The following is a 20,395-nucleotide window of genomic DNA, read 5'->3' as shown; positions in this document are numbered from 1 at the left end:
AGCCGTTCAATCGCGGATGGCCCGGCCTGCCTGCTGCAGCAATTCGAAGGCGGCGAAGCGCTTGTCGTGCCAGGGCACGAGGTCGCCACCGGCCGGGCGATAGATGTCGCCGATGCGCGACATGCCGGTCATCGCCGCGATCACATCGGGAAATTTTTGCGCCGCCACCGCAGCCAATATGGCTGAGCCGAGCAGCACCGGTTCGGGCGAGGTCGAACCGGCGACGGTCAGGCCTGTGGTGTCGGCCAAAAGCTGACGTACCAGCTCGCTTTGCGCCGCACCGCCGCTGACGACGATAGTGTCGATGGCAATGCCTTTTTTGGCCATCGCCGCCAGGATCTGGCGAACGCCGTAGCCGATGCCCAGCAGGCCGCCGACATAGAGCGCGACCAGACTGTCGAGGGACGTGTCCATGCCAAGCCCGGCGATCAGGGCCTTGGACTCGGGATCGGCGAAGGGCGAGCGGTTGCCGAGGAATTCCGGCACAACATGCAGTCCATCGGCCAGGTGCGCTACGGCGGACAGGTCGGCGGACTGCTTCGCCGCCTGCTGACCAAGCCAAGCGGTCAGGCCGAGACCTTCCGCCTTGGCTTTTGCGGATGCCTCAGCCGTGGCCGGATGGAAAGCGACGAGGTGGTCGATTGCAGCACCCGCCGCCGATTGCCCGCCTTCATTGAGCCAAAGCCCCGGCACCATCGAGGAAAAATACGGACCCCAGACGCCGGGCACGAAGGCCGGCTCGCTGGTGCTGGCCATGGTGCAGGCCGAAGTGCCGAACACATAGGCCATGCGCGACTGCAAGGTGCCGACGGAGCCCTGCCCGCCAACCGTGCCGACTCCCCCGGCATGGGCATCGATCAGGCCGGCAGCAACCGGCGTTCCCGGCAGCAGGCCGAGATCGGCCGCGGCGGCCTCAGTCAGGCCTTGGGCAAGCGCGGTGCCGCCCTCGACGATCTCGGTGCCGATGCGGGCAAAGCCTTCATCGGCGAGCGCGCCGAGGCCGATGGCGCGGAAATAGGCTTCGTCCCAGCGCCGCTCGTGGCCGAGATAGGTCCATTTGCAGGTCAGCGTGCAGATCGAACGCCGCAGGCTGCCGGTTGAGCGCCAGGTCAGATAGTCGGTGAGGTCGAAGAAATGCTCGGCCGCATCGAAGGTGGCGGGCAGGTTCTCGCGCAGCCACAGCAGCTTCGGCGTTTCCATTTCCGGCGAGATGGTGCCGCCGACATAGTCGAGCACGGCGTGCTTGCCGGCATTGATGCGCTGCGCCTGATCGAGCGCGCGGTGATCCATCCAGACGATGATGTTGCGCTGGCTGTCGCCGGAACTGCCGACCGGCAACGGCGCGCCGTCCTTGCCGACCACGACCAGCGAACAGGTGGCGTCGAAGCCGATGCTGGCAATGTCGCGCCCAGCGAGCCCCGACTTCGTCACCGCCTCGCGCACGCTGGCGCAAACCGCACGCCAGATGTCCTCGCTCGACTGTTCGGCGATTTCGCCGGGCTCGATGAACAGAGCGATGTCGCGCTTCGCCGAGGCAAGCATGGTGCCCTTGCTGTCGAACACCCCCGCCCTGGCACTGCCAGTGCCGACGTCGATGCCGAGGAAGTGGGACATGGGAACCTCAGAAGTTAGGCAGTAGGGTGTAGGGTGTAGGGTGTAGGGTGTAGGGTGTAGGGTGTAGGCGAGATGGTCAGCAGTGAACGGTCAGTTGCAAGAGCCTCTCCCCATTTCCTACTGCCTAACGCCTACTGCCTCACAAATCATTGCTCTGCGGCAGGATAACCAGATCCCGGATAGTGACATTTCTCGGCCGCGTCAGCATGAACAGCACGGCTTCGGCGACCTCGACCGGTTGTATCAGGCCGCCCTTGGCCAGTTCATCCTCAAGCTTGTCCTTCGGCCAGTCGCTGATCAGCGCTGTCACCACCGGCCCCGGCTGCACCGCGCCGACGCGCAGGCCATGCGGGGCGACCTGGCGGCGCACCGTATGGACGAAGGCCTGAACCGCGTGTTTCGACGCTGTGTAGATCGGCTCCCAGACCACGGGCACCAGTCCGGCGATCGAAGACGTGACGATGATGTCGCCGGTCTTTCGTTCGACCATATGCGGAAGCACCGCGTGTATGGAGCGGAACACCGCGTTGATGTTGAGGTTCAGCATGCGGTCCCACACATCGGGGTCGCCTTCGAGCACCGGGCCTCCGACATAGGCGCCGGCATTGGCGTGGAAGATATCGAGCTGGCCGGCCTTGTCCAGGATTTGCGGCATCATCGTCGCGACGCTGGCCGGCTCCATCAGATCGATCACCAGCGGGATCGCGTTGGGACCGAGTTCGGTGCAGACGCTTTTCAGCGCGTCGGCGGCGCGGTCGACGAGCACAACGCGAACGCCGGCGGCAATCAGCGCTCTCGCGCATTCCAGGCCTATGCCCGACGCGGCGCCGGTGATCGCCGCGACCTTTCCACTCAAATCCTGAGCCATTCTATCCTCGTATCGATTGCGGTTGCGTTCAGGCGCGGCCGTGGGAAACCCGCGAGCGGCGTGCCAGGGAGTCGACGATGACCGCAATTGCCAGAACGGCGCCGGTGATCATGTAGCGAAGCGACGATGACAGATCGAGCAAGGTCAGCCCGCTGGCGATCGACTGGATGACGATGATGCCGAGCAGCGCGGAATAGGCGCTGCCACGGCCGCCAAACAGGCTGGTGCCGCCTATGACCGCCGCCGCAATGGCGTTGAGGTTGACGTCGCCGGTGCCGGCCTGCTGGCTGGCGGAGGCCAGGCGCGCTGCCGACAGCACGCCGCCGAGGGCGGCAAACATCGAGCACATTACGAAGGCGCTGAGGTAGATCGAGCGCACCTTGATGCCGGCGCGGCGCGCCGCTTCGCGGTTGCCGCCGACGGCGGTCATCGAGCGGCCCCATTGGGTGCGGGTCAGCGCATAGTTCATCGCCACCACCAGGCCGACGAACAGGCCGAACATCCACGGTATGCCGCGCGCCTGGTTGAGATAGCCGACGATCAGTTCGAGCAGGATGGTCAGGGCGGCGACGCGCACGATGAGGCCGCCGACCGACGGCGCCGACAAATTGACGGCCCGGCGGCGGCTGACGGTGCGCAGGCCGGTGACCAGCATTACGATGCCGGGCAATGCCGCCAGTGCATAGGACAGCCAGTCCGGCATGACCAGCAACTGGCCGAAATTCACCAGGTTCGAGCCATAGGGCAGATTGATCGAGCCGGTGGAGCCCAGAATATACAGTTGCAGGCCGAGCACGGCGAGCAGGCCGGCGAGCGTCGAGACGAAGCTTGGCATGCCGAGCCGGTTGAACAGCAAGGCATAGAGCGCGCCGATGAAACCGCCGACGGCAACCGCGGCGAGGATGGCGAGCGCCACCGGCCAGCCCTGGTTGACCCACAGCGTGCCCACCATGGCCGAGGCAAAGCCGCTGATCGAGCCGACCGACAGGTCGATCTCGCCGACCATCAGCACGAAGACTATGCCGAGCGCGATGACGCCGACGGTCGAGCAGTCGAACAACAGATTAACGAGGTTGCTTGACGAAACGAACACCGGGTTGAGCGCGGTGAACACGCTCCAGATGATGACCAGGCCGACGATGACCGGCAACGAGCCGAGGTCGCCGGAGCGGACGCGGTCGAAGAAGGCGCTGATGGCGCCACCGACGCCGGCCTGGTGCTTGACGCGGACGTCGCTGCGGTCGAGCGCCGTCGACGAAGAGGTGTCCTGCTTGGGCTCCGCGCTCATGGCCGCTGCTCCTGGTTGTGCGCTTGTTCGGCGGCCTTGCGCCGTTCGGCGCGGCGCGACACTGCATTGTTGGCGGCGCCGGTGATGGCGCTGACCAGTTCCTGGTTCGAGGCGTCGGGTTCGAAGACGCCGTTGTTGCGGCCGAGCCTGAGCACGACGATGCGGTCGGCGACGGCGCGCACGTCCTCCATATTGTGACTGATCATCAGCACGCCGAGCCCACGCTCGCGCACCCGGTCGATGAGGTTCAGCACTTCCGCCGTCTGGGCGACGCCAAGAGCGGCGGTCGGCTCGTCGAGCAGGATGACCTTGGGGTCGAGCAGCAGCGAGCGGGCGATCGCCACGGTCTGGCGCTGGCCGCCGGACAGCGAGGCGACCGCCTCGCGGACGCTTGGAATACGCGCCGACAATTCGTTGAGCAGCGTCCAGGCGCGAATTTCCATCGCCACCTCGTCCAGCCGCAGCGGGTTGATCTCCTTGCCTAGAAAGATGTTGGCGACGACGTCGAGGTTTTCGCACAGTGCGAGATCCTGGAAGACGGTGGCGATGCCGAGCGTCAGCGCGGCGCTCGGGTCGGGCATCGTCACTTGCCTGCCGCGGAAATTGATGGTGCCCGAGCTCGGCTGGTGGACGCCGGCCAGAATCTTGACCAGCGTCGACTTGCCGGCGCCATTGTCGCCGACCAGCGCCACCACCTCGCCGGCATGGACATCGAGATCGATATCGGTGAGCGCCGAAACGGCGCCGAAATTCTTCGAGATGCCGCGCAGGCTGAGCACCAGCTCGCCTGCCGAAACCGGTCCGTCAGAGATGTCAGACATGGTGGCAAACCTTTCCGGATGGGCGGTCAAGAGTGACTGCGAACTTCCGGCCGCCGCAAGGGCGGCCGGAAAGCAGGATCAGGATTCTAGGTCATCCTTTTATGCATGTCGTTATCCCAAAACCGCTGCGCACTTTTGGGGCGACCTGCATTGTCACTTTGTGATGCCGAGCTTCTTGCAGCCTTCGGCATAGCGGTCGACGCAAAGCTCTTCGGCGGTGTTGATCTTCTTGTCGATGATCTCGGCCTTGAGGTTTTCCTGCGTCACCACCGCCGGCGTGAACAGCTGCGACGGGGTGTCGTAGAGGGTCATTTCGGCCTTCGGCGTCTCGCCCGACAGAAGCTGGACGGCGACGTTGGCTGCAGCCGCCGCAACGATCTCGCTCGGCTTGGAGATGGTGTTGTACTGGTCGCCGGCGATGATCAGCTGCAGGGCGGCGATGGTCGCATCGTTGCCGGTCACCGGCGGCACCGGATCGACACCGGCGGCCTTGAAGGCGGCGATGGCGCCACCACCGGTGCCGTCATTGGCCGCAACGACGCCGACGATCTGCGTGGAGAAGCGGGTGATCTGGCCGCTTGCCCATTGCTGCGCCTTCGGCGGCGCCCATTCCGGCGTGTCGTATTCGGCAAGGATCTTGTAGCCGCTGTTGTCGAGGCTGGAATGGATGCCCTTCTTGATCAGCCCGGCGGCCGCGTCGGTCGGCGATCCGTTGATCTGCAGCAGGCCGCCGCTGGCGGGGTCGACCTTCAGCGCCTTGAGGTGTTCGACGAGCGAGTCGGCAATGGCCTTGCCGATGCCTTCATTGTTGAACGAGACGTAGAAGTCGGCAGGTGCGGTCGGGATCGGGCGATCATACGCGATGACCTTGACGCCTTGGCTCTGCGCCAGCTTGACCAGCGAGGCGGCGGCGGTCGAGTCGACAGGGTCGAGCACGATCGCCTTGGCGCCTTGCGAGATCACCGAGTTGAACTGCTGCTGCTGGCGCGAGGCGTCGGCATCGGCGTTCTGGTAGATCACCTTGCAGCCGGGGCAGAGTTTTTTCATCTCGGCGACGAAGCCGGGATAGTCGTGCTGCTCGTAGCGCGTCGAGGCCTGGTCGGGCATCAAGAAGGCGACCGTGGCGTCGGTAACCGGGGCGGCAAAGGCAGCGGTGCCGCCAAGAAGAGAAAGAGTGAGCGCGATGGCTCCCGTCGATTTCCAGGCAAATCTGGTCATTTCGATAGCTCCGTTTCAAGGAATGGTTTCATGAAGCCTTGGACACCACATGGCGCCGGGCCTTGACTGCAGTCGGCTGTTGCGAGGAACAACGGAGCACTTGATCCGTGCTGCGCATCCTCTTGATATCTCTGGATTTCGGGACAAGCGATCTCCAGCACGGGGCGCCTCCAACGCACCCCGCGTTCTTACCTCAGTAAATGTCTAGGCTCCTCCCGGTCCTCCCTGTTAGGCGGCAATCTCCGCGCTGACGTTTTCCGCCAGCAGGGCCCTGAAGCGCGAAGGCGACATGCCTTTCTGGGTCAGGAACTGGCGGTTGAAATTCGAGATGTTGTTGTAGCCGGCGGCGTAGCAGATCTCGGTGATCGGCATGTCGGCCTCGCTCATCAGCAACTGGCAGGCAAGGTTGATGCGCAGCCGGTTGACGTACTGAACCAGCGCCATGCCGGTATGACGGCGGAAGCTGCGCGAAAACGCGCTCGGGCTGCGCCCGGCAATCGCCGCCAGATCGCTTTCGCTGAACGGCTCGGTCAGGTTGGCGTTGATAAAGGCAAGCGCCTTGTTGACGCCGGCCGACATGAAGCCTGAGGGATCCGGCAGATAGCTGGCGCTGGTCAGCGTCCGTACATCGGCGGCGCGGCTCAGAATATCGATCAGCTCCATGAACAGCGCGATGCGGCGAACGCCTTGCGCCTCGACTAGTTCGGCCAGCACAGGTGCGGCGAGCTTGGCGGTAGCGGTGGAGAACAGCGCGCCGCGGCGGCTGAGCTCGAGAATGTTTTCACAACCGGCAAGTTCCGGCAACGCGGCGGTGGCGTCTGCGATGAACTCTTGCGAGAATTGCACGACGCGGCCGCGCAGCGGCACGCTGGCGCCTGCCGGCACGTCGCTAACCCAATTGTGCGGCAGGTTCGGGCCAGTGAGCACGAGATTGCCGGGCTCGAACTCGCCGATGAAGTCACCGACGAAATAATGGCCCGTGGTGGCGACGACGTGATGGATTTCGTATTCGGGATGGAAGTGCCAGCGCACCGTGCGGAAGGGGTAGCCGTGGGCCCAGGCCTTGAACGACTCGCCGCGTCTGATCTGGACGACTTCCAAGTCCGGATTCATGTCAGTTCCTCCCGGCGCCGGTCCGGTCATGCGACCAGTTGCAGTGCCATCTCCCGCAGGCCGCGTTTGCCGCTCTCTGCAGTGATCGAAGCTTAGGCGGCAATTCATGCAGCCGCCACCACGGTGTGTCCACCTCACTGATACTTTTTTGACGTTTTTGTGGTCAAGGCGATACGTTTGCGAGTACGCGGGAGAGATCAGGCCCCGCTTGCGAGACGGTGACGACGCAAACGATGTCGCCGGCGGCGAGAGCTGGTCGCTCGATTTCGGCTCCGTCACAGTGATAATATGCAAAGGGAGCGGATCGGCATGACAAGGACGTTCACCTACTCCGGCAGCCCTGCGCATATTGTCTTCGGCAATGGCGCGTCGTCCGAGGTGGGCACCTGGATCGAAAAACTCGGCTGCAATCGCGCGCTGGTGCTGTCGACGCCGCATCGGGCTGCCGACGGCGAGGCGCTTGCCAAATCCCTCGGCGCGCTGGCGGCCGGCAGCTTTTCGGGCGCCGCCATGCACACGCCGGTCGAGGTAACCCAAACGGCAATGGCCAAGGCGACCGAGGTCAACGCTGACTGCGTTGTCGCGCTTGGCGGCGGCTCGACCACCGGTCTCGGCAAGGCGATCGCCTGGCGCACCGACCTGCCGCAGATCGTCATCCCGACCACCTATGCCGGCTCGGAGGTGACGCCGATCCTCGGTCAGACCGAGAACGGCGAAAAAACCACAATGCGTGACGCAAGGATCCTGCCGGAAGTGGTGATCTACGATCCAGAGCTGACCGTCGGCCTGCCGATAGCGATGAGCGTCGCGTCAGGACTCAACGCCATGGCGCACGCGGCCGAAGCGCTTTACGCGCAGGATCGGAATCCGATTTCCACCCTGATGGCGAAAGAAGGATTGCGCGCCATGACGGCGGCGCTGCCGGTGTTGACCAAGGAGCCTGGAAATATCGATGCACGCGGCGATGCGCTTTACGGCGCCTGGCTGTGCGGTACGGTGCTCGGCGCCGTCGGCATGGCGCTGCATCACAAGATCTGTCACACGCTGGGCGGCTCTTTCGACATGCCGCATGCCGAGACGCATGCGGTGATGTTGCCGCACGCGATCGGCTTCAACGCCGCCGCGGTGCCCGACTTGTTGAAGCCGGTCGCCGACTTGTTTGGCGGCAGTGCGGGCGGCGGTCTCCACGATTTCGGCAAGGCGGTCGGCGCGCCCCTTACATTGAAAGAACTCGGCCTCATGCAGGCCGATCTCGACCGCGCCGCTGAGATTGCGACCAGGAACCCATACTGGAATCCGCGGCCTTTCGACCGCGCCGCAATCCGCGCCCTGTTGCAGGACGCGTGGGAGGGAAGGCGCCCGCAAAACTGACGGCAACAAGCAGGAACTTACCCGCCGCGAATTCATCAGGATACCGCCACGAACCGGTGTGTTCGCGGCGGCCTGGCGGTGCCGGCGATCGCCTGCCCTTTCGCATATAGCCACAGGCATGAGTGGCTCCGCCTGATCGGCGCAGGCCGCTCACGCTTTTGTGCGCGTGAAAAACTGCGCGGCTCGAAAAGCCCATTGACATCAGCCGTATTTTCGACGCAAACGTTATATTGTTACTGTTATACAGTTACACAGCCCGCCTCTCCGGCGACATACCTTTCAGACTGCAAGGAGACCACGGATGCGTCGCATTCCCTTTCTCGCCGCGCTGCTCGTCGCGGTGCCGCTTTTGACCGGCACGGCTGTCGGCGCCGAAGACAAGCTGACCATCGTGGCGGCCGAGAATTTCTATGGCGACCTTGCCCGCCAGATCGGCGGCAGCAACGTCACCGTCACCAGCATCCTGGCCAATCCCGATGACGATCCGCATCTGTTCGAGACCAGCCCGTCGACGGCGCGCACCATCGCCGACGCCAAGATCGTCATCTACAACGGCGCCGATTACGATCCGTGGATGGATAAGCTGCTGTCGGCCTCGACAGCCAAGGATCGCACGACCATCGTCGCCGCCGACCTGATCGGCAAGAAATCCGGCGACAATCCGCATCTGTGGTACGACCCGGCGACGCTGCCGGCCATCGCCAAGGCGCTGAGCGCCGATCTTGCCAAGCGCGATCCGGCCAATGCCGTGCATTATGAGGCGAACCTGAAGGCATTCCAGACCTCGCTCGAGGCCATTGACAAGGAAATCGCCGACGTCAAGAACACCTATGCCGGCACCGAGGTGACGGCTACCGAGCCGGTCTTCGGCTACATGGCGGAAGCGCTCGGTCTCAAGATGCTGAACTACGATTTCCAGGTGGCCTTGATGAACGATGCGGAGCCGAGCGCCACGCAGGTGGCGGCGTTCGAAAACAGCCTGAAGGACGGCTCGGCCAAGATCCTGTTCTACAATTCGCAGGTGACCGACGAGGCAACGACAAGGCTGCTCGACATCGCCAGGCAGAATAAGGTCACTGTCATCGGCGTCACCGAGACGGAACCGGCGGGCCAGACGATCCAGACCTGGTTCCGCGGCCAGATCGACGCGGTCCAGAAGGCGCTCGCCGCCCGCACACAATGAACGTGACTGCGAATGAATGTGACTAAATGAACGCAATCGAATTCGACAGGGTCACGCTGACCTATGGGGGACGCCGGGTTTTATCCGACGTCTCCTTTTCTCTACCGCAAGGCGCCTTTGTCGGCCTGCTCGGCGCCAATGGCGCCGGCAAGACGACGATGCTGCGCGCCATTCTCGGCCTGATCAAACCGGCCGGCGGCGCCATTTCGGTGCTTGGCAAATCGCCGACGCGCGGCAACGCCGACATCGGCTATATGCCGCAGGCGCGGCGCGCGCTTGGCGATGTCGGCGTCAGCGGCCTCGACTTCGTGCTGAGTGCCGCCGGCGGGCATCGCTGGGGCTGGCCCGTCGCATCGGCTGCCGAGAAGGAGGCGGCGTGGAAGGCACTTGAAGAGGTGGGCGCCGGCAGCCTCGCGCGCCGTCCCTTGGGCGAGCTTTCCGGTGGCGAGCGCCAGCGCATCCTGATCGCGCAATCCTTGATCGGCAATCCGCAACTGCTTTTGCTCGACGAGCCGCTGATCAGCCTCGATGCGGGCCATCAGCGCGCGATCATCGACCTGGTGCACGACATCGGCGAGCGGCTCGGCATTGCCGTGCTGTTCTGCTCGCACGAGATCAACCCGCTGCTGCGCGCCGTCGACCGCGTGCTCTATCTCGGCAACCGCAAGGCGGCGATCGGTTCCGTCGACGAGGTCATCAGCGGTCCGGTGCTGTCGAAACTCTACGGCACGCATATCAATGTGGTGCGGGTTGCCGGCCGCATATTCGTCATGGCCGACGATGTCGAACTGGAGAGCGGGGCGCATGTCCACGATCTTTGACTATGAATTCATGCGCAACGCCTTCTATGCCTGCACCATCGTCGGCATCGTTTCGGGCGCGGTCGGCTACTTCCTCGTGCTCCGGGGCCAGACCTTCGCCGGTCATGCGCTCTCCCATGTCGGCTTTCCCGGCGCCACGGGCGCCGGCCTGATCGGGCTGTCGCCGTTTCTCGGCCTCACCGTGTTCACCGTCGCCGCCGGCATCGGCATCGGCCTGCTCGGCGAACGCGCGCATCGCGACGTCGCCATCGGCATCGTTTTGACGCTGTCGCTCGGCCTGGGCTTGCTGTTTCTGCATTTCTACACCGCCTTCGCCTCCCAGGCGACCAACGTGCTGTTCGGCAATGTGCTGGGCATCAGCCTGCGCACCGTCATCGTGCTTGCGGTCCTGGCAGTGGCGATCCTCGCAGCTCTTGTGCTGATCGCGCGCCCGCTGCTGTTCGCCAGCCTGCAGCCGGAACTCGCCGAAGCGCGCGGCGTGCCGCTCACTCTTGTCTCGACCCTGTTCATGGTGCTGGTCGCCGTCGCCACGTCCGAGGCGGTGCAGATCGTCGGCGTGCTGCTCGTCTTCGCGCTGATGGTGGCGCCTGCAGCCACCGCGCTCAGGCTTACCAGCGGCGTCGGAGCCGGCGTGCTGGCGTCCATCGCGCTTGCCGTGATCATCGCCTGGATCAGCCTGACGCTCGCCTTCCTGACCGACTGGCCGACGAGCTTCTGGATCACGGCGCTGGGCGCGGCGGCCTATGTCGTCAGCGGCATGGTCCGGCGCCCGTCGGTCCGAGAGACTCAGAGCGCCGACGCCGGCCCCTGAGGCTTGCCCTCCGGCAGGTCGATCGGGTCGGCTGGGGTGCAAAACTGACGTCAGGGAAATACACCCAAAAAAAGTCAGGTCTACAATCCGGCTCCTGAAACGTTTCAGCCGCGAAAGACAATTCATCCAATCGCCTAGATCGCGACCTCTGTCGCGCCAAAGGTCCGCTCCGGAGCGGCCGGAACACCCGGAAAACCGCCATTTCAAGCGCATTTTGCAGCGGCGAATGGCTTGCGCGAGGCCGGCTGGAAAGCTGATCGGGAGGTGCAAAAGGGACCTCCCGCGGCCATTGCGGGCGGCGTTGACAGACCGCGGTGCTGCATGCGTATAGCAAGCCATGGGTCACGCCATGGCCGTGGCGGTTGAGACGGGGCTGGGGGGTTTCGTAACAACAGCATTGACGGCCCGGCGCCGGACGGGCGGCATGCACTCTCGAAGTGCGCCGCTCGCTCTTGGCTGACGCGCCGGCGACCCGGCAGCAGTCCTGGCCTGCGTTCTCTCGACCAGGCTCCGCAGAACGCCATCGTCTCAGCTTTTCGATCCGCATCGGTTCGAAGCGAACGAGGTGACGCCCTCTTAACCGATATTCGCTACGCTACGTCCCCCTCCCCCTACTGGGCGAGGGGGACGCTGGCGATGAACCGCGCCGGCCGAGGTGTATCGGCACCGATCAGGAACTGCCGACGACGCGATCAAGCAAGGCTGACGACGAGCCGATCAGGCGACCCTGGCGACGTCGATCAAGCAAGCTTGACGACGAAGTGCTTGGTTACCGGCTCGAGGATCTGCCAGGTGCCCTTGAAATCGGCTTCGACCACGAGCGCATCGCCCGGACCGACCTCGACAGGCGTGCCGCCATCGGGCGTGATGATGATGCGGCCGGCGATCATGTGCACGAACTCATAGTCGGTGTAGGTGGCGTGATAAGTTCCGGGCGAGGCGCGCCAAGTGCCCGACAGCACCTTGCCGTCGGCGGTGGTGTGCTGCACGGCGGTCTGCATGGTCGGCCGGCCCGCGACAACGATCCAGCCCGGTAAGTCGCCGCCCTCGGCATGCTCGACAGCGCCGAATTTGAAAATGGTGGTGTTGGTCATGGGAGGCTCCGTTTGAATTGCATGGCTGCCGGTTGGATAGCCGATGCGTGTGACGGGAGCAACGCAAGGGCCGACCCCGGATGTCGGAGATTTGGCGAAGGAGGCGGGGAGCTAATCTCCCCCATCGAAGGGGAGATGTCGCCGAAGGCGACAGAGGGGGTCGCCGCGCGTGGAGCGCCTGCCTTCACTTGCAGGATTGGGCCGAGTCCGGTCGAACCGACCCCCTCTGGCCTGCCGGCCATCTCCCCCACAAGGGGGGAGATCAGCGGCGTCGCCTCCTCCAATGTTGCACTGCGTTAGACTTGTTGCATTGCGATATCGACCCATAGGGCGGAGTCTTGGTCCGACTGTCAACGGTTGCAGCGCCGTGTCCCGTTGGGCGCAAAGCTGCCGCACGTATGATCCCGGCGCGATCGTTACTCGCCGAGGCGGGGTCATGCACCAGCACGAGGTGGCAAGTCGTGTCAGCATCGTTCCGGCCCGATATCGAAGGACTGCGTGCCTTGGCGGTGGCAGGCGTGATCGCCTTTCATTTCGGCTTCACCGGCCTGCCCGGCGGCTTCACCGGCGTCGACATCTTCTTCGTCATCTCGGGCTATCTGATCACAAAACACCTGCTTGCCGAAATCACCGAGACCGGGCGGCTCAACCTGTGGCGCTTCTATGCCAGGCGCGCTCGGCGGCTGTTGCCGGCGTCGCTGTTCGTCATCCTCGCCACACTGGTGGCCGGCGCCTTCATCCTGTCGCCGGAGGAACAATCGCTCTATTCCAAAGGCGCCATGTTCGCCTCGGCCTACATGATCAATCTGTGGCTGATCCGCTGGTCGTTCGATTATTTCGCCGCCGATGCGGCCAGCAACCCGTTTGTCCATTTCTGGTCGCTGTCGGTGGAGGAGCAGTTCTATGTCGCCTGGCCGGCGCTGCTTGTGCTGGCGGCATGGCTACGCCCCGGCAAGCGCGGCGCGATCCTGGTGATCGGCATTGCCGGCCTCGTCTCGTTCGCCGTCTGCGCGTGGCTCACCACGGTCTCGCAGCCCTGGGCCTTCTATTTCTCGCCGCTACGCGCCTGGGAGTTCGCCGCCGGCGGGCTGGCCAGCATGGTGCCGCAACAAGTCTGGCAAAACCGCCCGCGGCTCGCCGCGCCGCTGGCGTGGCTCGGCCTGGCGCTGATCGCCGGCGCCTATCTCTCCTTCAGCGAGGAAGCCCCCTTCCCCGGCTTCCTCGCCCTGGTGCCGGTGGCCGGCACAGTGCTGTTGCTGCTCGCCGGTTCAGCGCATGCGCAGCAAGGGCAGAGCGCTGAGAAAAGCCCGAGCGCGGCACTGGCGCTGCCGCCCCTGCAATGGGTCGGCAAACTCTCCTACTCGCTCTATCTCTGGCACTGGCCGGTGATCGTCTATGCCACGATGGTGGTGCCCGAGCTGTCGCCGCTCGGACGCCTCGCCTGCCTGGCGCTCACTTTGGCGCTGTCGGTCTTCACCTATCATGTCATCGAGAACCCGATCCGTCGCAATGGCTGGCTGATGGCCAGTGCGGCGCGGGCGCTGGTGCCGGCCGTCCTCCTGACCGGCACCAGCGTCGCAGCCGCATATGCCAATGCCAGGCTGGCCGTCCACGATCTGGACCCTGAGCAGCGCAGCATTGCCGCCAGCGCCGCGCAGCCTTCCACGGCGCGCGCGGCCGGCTGTATTCTTTCCTTTGAGACGGTGACGCCGAAGGCCTGCGTGTTCGGCAACAAGGACGCCCCGCGCTCGATTGCGCTGTTCGGCGATTCGCATGCCGACCACTGGTCGACGCCGCTGATCGAGGCGGCGGCCAAGAACAACTATCGCCTCGTCACCTATCTCAAATCGTCCTGCCGTGCCTCGCGGGTGACGACCTGGAACTGGCGGCTGAAGCGCGACTACACCGAATGCGACCAGTGGCGGGAGCAATCGGTCAAGGACATTATCGCGTTGCACCCGCACATGGTGGTGATCTCGGAATTTTCGATCGGCAATGTGATGAAGGAATCGCCCGAGGAACTGAAGCACGCCGATGGGAACGAGGAGTGGAAGACCGGCCTGCGCTGGACGCTGGCGGCATTCAGCCGGGCCGGGATCAAGGTCGCGGTAATCCGGGACGTTCCCTACAATGGAAGCTATGCCGACAAATGCGTGGCGCGGGCGCTGTGGCGCGGGCAGGTGCCTGAAGTCTGCGACACGCCGAGGGACGCGGCGGCGAACGACGACATCGCCGCGGCCGAGCGCGACGTCGTGCGCAGCGTGCCCGGCGCCACCTATGTCGACCTGACCAGCCAGTTCTGCGACGCCCAAACCTGCCACGTGTTCATCAACGGCCAACTCGCCTTCCGCGACCGGCACCACCTGGCGACGCTATTTGCTGAATCACTGGAGCCGCTCTTGGAGAAGGCGGTGTTTTAGGGGGCGGCGAGGTAGGGGGACCTGACGGCTGACGCTCAGTTGATGCGAGCTATGCCACAAACACATCCTCTCGATGGTGAGCGAGGTAAGCCTGCTGCGGCGGGGTGAAGGTGCTAGTGCGCCAGACGGCGGGGGCTTCGGCAAAGCCGAAACTCTGCATCACCAATTGCTCGAATCCGAGCCGCCGCAAATCAGTCTTGTCGACGCGCTGGGATATGAGGACCTGCCCGCTATCTTCAAAACTGATGAAGCCACGGTCAAAGAGGTGGTCGGCATCAGGCGTGAGGAGCAGCCCGTTCATGCCGTCCAAGCGCTCCTGCGCGGAAGCGCATAGGCGCCAAGGCTTGATGTGGCTTGCAATCAGCAACGAGGGATTGGTGACCCCTGTGAGTCGGCACGAGCGCTCCATGGCTTCGACATTGGAACGAAATTTACCTTGGCCGCGACGAGCTTGAATGACGCTCGTCTTTACAGTGTCCTCGAGTTGGAGGTCGTCTCGGATACGGCGCTCAACGACGTCCTCTAAAATTTCATTGACGACTTCGAAAGTGAGACTGTTTGCGCCACCACGCCTCAAAGCTTCGCGGTCGAAAGCTGTACCCGCGACAATTGTGTGAAACACCTCTTGCGATACGCTCGCGAGATAGGCGTTTTGACGGCCTGATCCGGAGTTTGGGTCGATGGGCGAGTATCGGGCAGGCAGAAGCGGACCCAATTCGCCAATTATGTCCGACGGGCGCACCGTCGGCAGGAGCGGCGCCCAATACACCGGGAGAAGCCAACCTTCCTCGTTCCAATTGGCTCCAGTGTTCTTGAACTCCGGTGGTTTCGGTGCTGTGAATGCAAACTCCGCTACCCGACCAATATAGCGCACGGCTTGACCGAAAAAAGACAACACGAGGTCACCAGGTGTCGCCCGACGCATATTTTTGTAGAACTCGCTGCGTGCCCCATTCTTCTGAGTTTTGGGCGACCAGAGATATTGCCCGTCGATCTCTTGGCAGGCGGTCTGACTGTGATTTACCCACCAGAATTGCGACATCGTTTTTGATTTTAATAGTTGCCGTCGGCTGGGTAAGCTCTATTCGAGACCTGTCTCGCCTACAAGCATGGAGCCGACCTTATTGCCAGGTGCGACAGGCGGCGTAACTGCATCTTTCGGCGAGACGCCAAGAAGAGCGTAGGGCGACGATAGTCGCCGCCCCCACCCCACTTGCAAATCGCCCCCCAAATGCCATCTAGATCACAGGCGCACCGCCGGTGCGCCTTAGCCACGGAGCTTTCACTTGACGCAGCGAAGCGGCAGTGCGGATTTGCCGCTGCATGGCGGGCGGGTTCCGAAATGGCTGGGCGATCGCATGACGCGGCTGGGCGCTGTGCTGTGCGAGGCGATCATCCATCACTATGGCCGCGACGAGCTGTTGCGGCGGCTGGCGCATCCGTTCTGGTTCCAGTCTTTCGGCGCCGTCATGGGCATGGACTGGCACTCCTCGGGCATCACCACCTCGGTCGTCGGCGCGCTGAAGCGCGGGCTGAACCCGATGTCGCGCGAGCTCGGCATCCATGTCTGCGGCGGGCGCGGCGCGCATTCGCGCAAGACGCCGCAGGAGCTGACCGCGATCGGCGAACGCGTCGGCATCGATGGCGCGGCACTCGCCACCGCCAGCCGCCTGGTCGCCAAAGTGGACAGTGCGGCCGTGCAGGACGGCTTCGACCTCTATCTGCACGGCTTCATCGTCACCGACGACAGCCGCTGGGTGGTGGTGCAGCAAGGCATGAACGGCGACAGCCGCCAGGCGCGGCGCTATCACTGGCTGTCGGAAGGGCTGACAAGCTTCGTCGACCAGCCGCATGCGGCGATCGAGGGCGAGCGGCAGGGCGAGATCGTCAACCTGACCGACCATCGCGCCGCGCCGTCACGTAGCGGCCAGATCGACCTGTTGAAGACCATGAGCCCGGAACGGATCCTCGACGAGCTTGCCGTGCTGGAGCCGCCGCCGAAAGCAGCGCCTGCGAAACCGGCGGCGCAGCCGATGCTGCCCAATCTGGTGATGCCGGCGCATCACGACGTGCGCGAGAGCGACATCGTCATGCACCGGCTGCACGGCAACATTTCCGCCGCCATCGAAAGCGGGCCGGCCGACTTTCCCGAGCTGCTGCTGGTGCCCGGCGTCGGCGCGCGCACGGTGCGGGCGCTGGCCATGGTGGCGGAAGTGGTGCATGGCGCGCCCTGCCGCTTCTCCGATCCGGCGCGCTTCTCGCTCGCCCATGGCGGCAAGGACCGCCACCCCTTCCCGGTGCCGCTGAAAGTCTATGACGAGACGATCGCGGTGCTGAAATCGGCCGTCGGCAAGGCCAAGCTCGGCCGCGAGGAAGAGCTCGGCGCGCTGCAGCGGCTGGATGGCGAAGCGCGGCGGCTGGAGCGCTACGTCACCGGGCCAAGCCTTAAGGAGATCGTCGCCGGCGAGTTCGACCAGTCGCATCTGCTTGGAGGGCGCAGTGTGTTCGGGTGGGAGGGGGCGGCGGAAAGCGACGACGGTTCAGACAGGGGCCGCCAGTAGCTGCCTGTCCATCATGCAGAGATAGTGCGCGGCCCATAGAAACACGTGCTCGGCTTGTTTTGATAATGCTTGCAAAGACCCATTTCTCAAGTGATGCTCTGCCAGGCGAGGCTCGGCATGAAGACATTCGCATGGACGTTGGTTTTCGTGCTGCTGGCGATTGGCGGCGCGATCGCCCAAACGACGCCTGAGCCTGCCATACTGGCATATACACCGCCGATGCACTTCGTCGTTGTACGCAACAGCACGCCAGGATGCGAGCCGACATGCCCGGAATGGATTTCGGCGGAAGGTCACATCGTGGCCGGCACGCCAGCTTTGCTGAAGGCTTTGCTGAAAAAACTCGGCCCCCGCAAATTGCCTTTGGCGTTGAATTCCCCGGGCGGCGAGACCGATGCGGCGATGGCGCTTGGCCATATGATCCGCGCCAGCGGGCTCGACACGATGGTTGGCAAGACGGAGTTCTCCGAATGCGCGCCAGACACAAAAGCCTGCGGGCCGGGCGACCTCCGCTTCGGCGTCGCCAACCCCGTCGGCGCAGTCTGTTCGTCAGCTTGTACGATGGTTCTTGCGGGCGGCGTACGGCGCCTGGCAGACAGCCGCGCCTTTGTCGGCATTCACCGGATCATGCTGCCGGCCGCCAAGAAAATCCACGGCAAGAAGACCATCGTCCTCGTTCCGATACCCAAATGGTATGAACGCAAGGTCGACAGCTATTTCACCGAGATGAAAGCAGGTTCGTGGATCGTATCGGCCATGCAAAAAATACCCGACGACAGCATACGATACCTCGTGACATACGAACTTTTGGACCTGAATCTGATAACCGAAACCGGTCACGGCGACACGCGCACCTCCATCGATATCTGCAAGACCACGCCGCCGGCGGGCAACTGCCGAACGGTCAGGCAATAGGAATAGCGGGCCACGTAGGTCGTCGAAGCGCCTGTTTCTCAACAGCAACCCTTCACTTTACGCTGCGCCCTTCAACAGGTCTTCCGGCCGGCCCTCGACGAGCGCAGCAATATAGCTTTCCAGGCTGGTCGTGCCGCGCTCCGGGTTTTCCGGCTGCATCGGCTTGTCCAGCGTGGCCCCGGTCATGCGGGCATAGGACTCGGCCGCCGCTTTGGAGAAGCCTAGTTTTTCGTAGGTTTCTGTCCAGCGCTCCCGCGGCACCGTGACCACGCGCACGTTTTTGCGCAACGCCGCACTGAAGGCTGCGGCGACATCGGCGGCGGAGTAGCGCCGAGGACCCTCGATATAGTGCGTGCCGGTCTTGCCCGCCGGCTCCAGCAGACGTCTCGCCGCAGCCTCGCCGAGATCCTGCGGCGCCACCATCGGCAGCTCGAAATCCGCCGGGAAGAAGGAGGTGATGACGCCGTCGCGCCGCGCCGTCTCCAGGGCCTGATCCCAGTTGCTCATGTAATAGGCGGCGCGGTTGATGCTTGCCGGAATGGCCTGGGCCTTCAGCTTCTGCTCGAGGCCGTAAAGGACGGTGAGATCGCCGACACCCTCGCCGGCCTGCGCGCCATAGGTCGATTCCGCTACCACTTTTTCGAGGCCGGACCCCTCCAGTGCCGTCGCAATGGCGCCAACCGTCTTGCGCTCCTCGGCGTCGGTGTCGGTCGATGGATCGGCCGGCGGGTTGAGCAGAAACGCCCGCTTGCCGCGCCGCAAGACTTCACGCAGCGCCTCGACATCGAGCACATCGGCAACCGCGGCCTCCGCGCCCTGTTCAACCAACCATGCGGCCTTCGACTCGTCGCGCGTCACCACCGTGACATCCTCGCCCTGCCGCAACAGCGCCATTGCCGCCGCCGAGCCGACATGGCCGGTACCTCCAAGAATGACATGCATGGTCTCGTCCTTCCCTTGCTGATTCATGCCGGATTAATGGCTGGGGCGGCGAAGGGTTCAAAAATCGGGGGACGATGCTGACAGGAGGTGACGCTGACTTTCCTCGCAATGCACGGCGCAGGGGTCGTTCGCATCTTGCAAAATTATGGAACGAGGTCGTGTCCAGCGAGTTATATTAGCGCAACCTTGAATAGGAGGCAGCTATGAGAAAGCTCCTGCTTGCTTCGGCTATCGCTATCACTGCGGCGGCGGCGATGATCGCTCCGGCGAATGCCGGCGGGCGCGTCGTGATCGGCATCGGCAACGGCTACTATGACGATGACTACAATGACAGCTATGGCGACTATTACGATCGCTACGCTCCTCGCCCCTACTACCAGTATAATGCCTACGATAACGGCTTCAGGTACCACAGGTATCACAGGCACCATCGCCATTGCCGTATAGAGTTGGTCAAGCATTGGCGCCATCATCACAGGATCGTCGAGGAAATTCGCGTTTGCGAACGGTGATCCGATAGGGTGAAACCGGTCGGCCGGCATCTGCCGGCCGGCCGCTTCCTGCGCGGCTGCCGGCCTTATCGCGGCTTCCGCATCAGCATCATCCCGTAACCCACGGCCAAAAGGTCGAGCCCGACCTTCAACAGCTTCACCACCACATCTCGTCCCTCGCCGGTGCGTTCGGCGAGCGCCTTCACCGACTGGCCTTCGAGGCAGATCTTGCGAACCACCTCCGCCACTTCCCAGTGGGCCATGGCGGCGATGGCATGGGTGTGGGCGCGGCCGGCGTTGAGCACGCGGTCGGGGATGCCGCCATTGATGCGGCCGCCGTCAATGCGCTCTTCCCACGGCATCGGCCGCAGCCCGTCACGCGAGGCGCGCTCGAAATCGTCGCGAAACCGCTGGCCGGCCTCACGCTGCTGGCGGGTCAGCGAGGTGATGCCGACCAGCGGATCGACATTGCGCACCCGCACGATGCCGCCGGTCGCGGTGTAGCCGTCATTGGAGACCTCGTAGACGCGCCGCGCCTCTTCGGTGCCGACGCTCAACCGCTTGCGGCCGAAGCGATCGTCCTTCAGCGCGAAATCATGGCCGATCTCGCGGCGGATGCGCACCTGCTCGGCTTCGCCTATGGGGAGTTTTGGTGGCTGCCGTTTCTGCGCGGTTTTTTTGCTCATCGGGGGATCCTTGTGGGATTGGGTTGTTGAGCCGGAAGGTTGGCGTTCCTTCGCGCCCCCCTCTGCCCTGCCGGGCATCTCCCCCTCAAGGGGGGAGATTGGCAGCTTTGGTCATGTCGCTGACTTGCAACGCCGGCGATCGGCAAATGCCGTGGTGGCATCCGATCTCCCCCCTTGA

The 20,395-nt window shown here is 64.0% G+C and carries 18 protein-coding genes; 8 read left to right on the top strand and 10 right to left on the bottom strand.

Annotated elements, in window-relative coordinates; translation table 11 throughout:
- Positions 1-6: 6 nt before the first annotated feature.
- The 6 genes from NKJ18_RS21255 to NKJ18_RS21230 form a co-directional block, all read right to left on the bottom strand.
- Complete coding sequence (locus NKJ18_RS21255) at positions 7-1,614, bottom strand: FGGY-family carbohydrate kinase (RefSeq protein ID WP_352759525.1); 1,608 nt, start codon at positions 1,612-1,614, stop codon at positions 7-9.
- 139 nt (positions 1,615-1,753) lie between these two features.
- Positions 1,754-2,482 carry an SDR family oxidoreductase gene (locus NKJ18_RS21250; RefSeq protein ID WP_023672501.1) on the bottom strand — a complete coding sequence of 243 codons (729 nt, stop codon included), beginning with the start codon at positions 2,480-2,482 and terminating at the stop codon, positions 1,754-1,756.
- Positions 2,483-2,510: 28 nt separating this feature from the next.
- Entirely contained in the window at positions 2,511-3,770 is a 1,260-nt protein-coding gene (locus NKJ18_RS21245) for a sugar ABC transporter permease (RefSeq protein ID WP_352759524.1), read from the bottom strand.
- Positions 3,767-4,591, bottom strand: a complete 825-nt coding sequence (locus tag NKJ18_RS21240) for an ATP-binding cassette domain-containing protein (RefSeq protein ID WP_023688990.1) — start codon at positions 4,589-4,591, stop codon at positions 3,767-3,769. The genes NKJ18_RS21245 and NKJ18_RS21240 overlap by 4 nt, the downstream gene beginning before the upstream one ends.
- A gap of 153 nt (positions 4,592-4,744) precedes the next feature.
- Positions 4,745-5,809 (bottom strand): ABC transporter substrate-binding protein, encoded by a 1,065-nt coding sequence (locus NKJ18_RS21235; RefSeq protein ID WP_023672498.1) that lies wholly within the window; start codon positions 5,807-5,809, stop codon positions 4,745-4,747.
- Positions 5,810-6,037: 228 nt separating this feature from the next.
- Positions 6,038-6,922, bottom strand: a complete 885-nt coding sequence (locus NKJ18_RS21230; protein WP_352535894.1) for an AraC family transcriptional regulator — start codon at positions 6,920-6,922, stop codon at positions 6,038-6,040.
- A gap of 309 nt (positions 6,923-7,231) precedes the next feature.
- On the opposite strand from NKJ18_RS21230, the gene NKJ18_RS21225 reads away from it, so the two are divergent.
- The 4 genes from NKJ18_RS21225 to NKJ18_RS21210 all read left to right on the top strand — a co-directional run bounded on the left by NKJ18_RS21225 (position 7,232) and on the right by NKJ18_RS21210 (position 11,108).
- Positions 7,232-8,293, top strand: a complete 1,062-nt coding sequence (locus tag NKJ18_RS21225) for a maleylacetate reductase (protein ID WP_352759523.1) — start codon at positions 7,232-7,234, stop codon at positions 8,291-8,293.
- 301 nt (positions 8,294-8,594) lie between these two features.
- A complete protein-coding gene (locus tag NKJ18_RS21220) occupies positions 8,595-9,476 on the top strand; it encodes a metal ABC transporter solute-binding protein, Zn/Mn family (RefSeq protein ID WP_352759522.1) in 882 nt (293 codons plus the stop codon).
- 26 nt (positions 9,477-9,502) lie between these two features.
- Positions 9,503-10,297, top strand: coding sequence for a metal ABC transporter ATP-binding protein (locus NKJ18_RS21215; protein ID WP_352759520.1), 795 nt, complete (start codon positions 9,503-9,505; stop codon positions 10,295-10,297).
- Positions 10,281-11,108 carry a metal ABC transporter permease gene (locus NKJ18_RS21210; RefSeq protein ID WP_352759518.1) on the top strand — a complete coding sequence of 276 codons (828 nt, stop codon included), beginning with the start codon at positions 10,281-10,283 and terminating at the stop codon, positions 11,106-11,108. The genes NKJ18_RS21215 and NKJ18_RS21210 overlap by 17 nt, the downstream gene beginning before the upstream one ends.
- A 740-nt stretch (positions 11,109-11,848) precedes the next feature.
- Here the strand turns inward: NKJ18_RS21210 and NKJ18_RS21205 are convergent.
- A complete protein-coding gene (locus NKJ18_RS21205; RefSeq protein ID WP_352759516.1) occupies positions 11,849-12,202 on the bottom strand; it encodes a cupin domain-containing protein in 354 nt (117 codons plus the stop codon).
- Between the two features lie 461 nt (positions 12,203-12,663).
- Here NKJ18_RS21205 and NKJ18_RS21200 point away from each other — a divergent pair, with 461 nt between their 5' ends.
- A complete protein-coding gene (locus NKJ18_RS21200) occupies positions 12,664-14,622 on the top strand; it encodes an acyltransferase family protein (RefSeq protein WP_352759514.1) in 1,959 nt (652 codons plus the stop codon).
- Between the two features lie 49 nt (positions 14,623-14,671).
- Here the strand turns inward: NKJ18_RS21200 and NKJ18_RS21195 are convergent, their stop codons facing one another.
- A complete protein-coding gene (locus NKJ18_RS21195; protein ID WP_023685451.1) occupies positions 14,672-15,664 on the bottom strand; it encodes an HNH endonuclease in 993 nt (330 codons plus the stop codon).
- 244 nt (positions 15,665-15,908) lie between these two features.
- Here NKJ18_RS21195 and NKJ18_RS21190 point away from each other — a divergent pair, with 244 nt between their 5' ends.
- Together NKJ18_RS21190 and NKJ18_RS21185 are read left to right on the top strand one after the other, a co-directional pair.
- The gene (locus NKJ18_RS21190; protein WP_023689001.1) at positions 15,909-17,183 is read left to right on the top strand and encodes a DUF763 domain-containing protein; all 1,275 of its coding nucleotides are present in this window, start codon (positions 15,909-15,911) and stop codon (positions 17,181-17,183) included.
- Positions 17,184-17,330: 147 nt separating this feature from the next.
- Positions 17,331-18,098 carry a COG3904 family protein gene (locus NKJ18_RS21185; RefSeq protein ID WP_155923295.1) on the top strand — a complete coding sequence of 256 codons (768 nt, stop codon included), beginning with the start codon at positions 17,331-17,333 and terminating at the stop codon, positions 18,096-18,098.
- Between the two features lie 57 nt (positions 18,099-18,155).
- Here NKJ18_RS21185 and NKJ18_RS21180 read toward each other — a convergent pair whose 3' ends face one another.
- Positions 18,156-19,040, bottom strand: coding sequence for an NmrA family NAD(P)-binding protein (locus tag NKJ18_RS21180; protein ID WP_352759512.1), 885 nt, complete (start codon positions 19,038-19,040; stop codon positions 18,156-18,158).
- Positions 19,041-19,243: 203 nt separating this feature from the next.
- Between NKJ18_RS21180 and NKJ18_RS21175 the strand changes: the two genes are divergently transcribed.
- A complete protein-coding gene (locus tag NKJ18_RS21175; RefSeq protein ID WP_023672486.1) occupies positions 19,244-19,552 on the top strand; it encodes a hypothetical protein in 309 nt (102 codons plus the stop codon).
- A gap of 65 nt (positions 19,553-19,617) precedes the next feature.
- On the opposite strand, the gene NKJ18_RS21170 is transcribed toward NKJ18_RS21175, so the two are convergent.
- Positions 19,618-20,217: a DUF6456 domain-containing protein gene (locus NKJ18_RS21170; protein WP_023751861.1), complete on the bottom strand. Its 600-nt coding sequence runs from the start codon at positions 20,215-20,217 to the stop codon at positions 19,618-19,620.
- Positions 20,218-20,395 lie beyond the last annotated feature (178 nt).

Source organism: Mesorhizobium sp. M0217 (assembly GCF_040321955.1).
Classification (GTDB): domain Bacteria; phylum Pseudomonadota; class Alphaproteobacteria; order Rhizobiales; family Rhizobiaceae; genus Mesorhizobium.
Note: the sequence above shows the minus strand (reverse complement) of the source record. Positions and strands in the feature narration are given on the sequence as shown.